Source organism: Roseobacter cerasinus, from assembly GCF_009811755.1.
Taxonomy (GTDB): domain Bacteria; phylum Pseudomonadota; class Alphaproteobacteria; order Rhodobacterales; family Rhodobacteraceae; genus Roseobacter; species Roseobacter cerasinus.
Map to the genome: position 1 here is coordinate 1 of NZ_BLIV01000024.1, position 316 is coordinate 316.

At 52.8% G+C, this 316-nt stretch carries 1 protein-coding gene; it reads left to right on the forward strand.

Going from position 1 to position 316, the window contains the following annotated elements:
• Nucleotides 1-65: 65 nt before the first annotated feature.
• Nucleotides 66-316, forward strand: a 251-nt coding sequence (locus So717_RS22000) for a transposase (protein ID WP_159981423.1), incomplete at its 3' end; no start/stop codon positions are given.

Genomic DNA, 316 nt, shown 5'->3' on the forward strand with positions numbered 1-316 from the left:
TGACCTGCTCCCCTGAAATGTCCTCGAATTTTGGTTAGCCTGTTCTCCAACTGAGGAGACAGACGATGAAGAGAAGCCGTTTCAGCGAAGAACAGATCATTGGCATTCTGAAAGAGCACCAGGCTGGGCCTGGCGCGAAGGAGCTGTGCCGGAAGCATGGGATTAGCGATGCGACCTTCTACAAGTGGCGATCCAAGTATGGCGGCATGGAAGTGTCCGACGCTCGACGTTTGAAGACGCTGGAAACTGAGAACGCCAAACTGAAGAAGATGCTGGCCGAGCAGATGATGGATGTTGCTACGCTGAAAGAGATGCT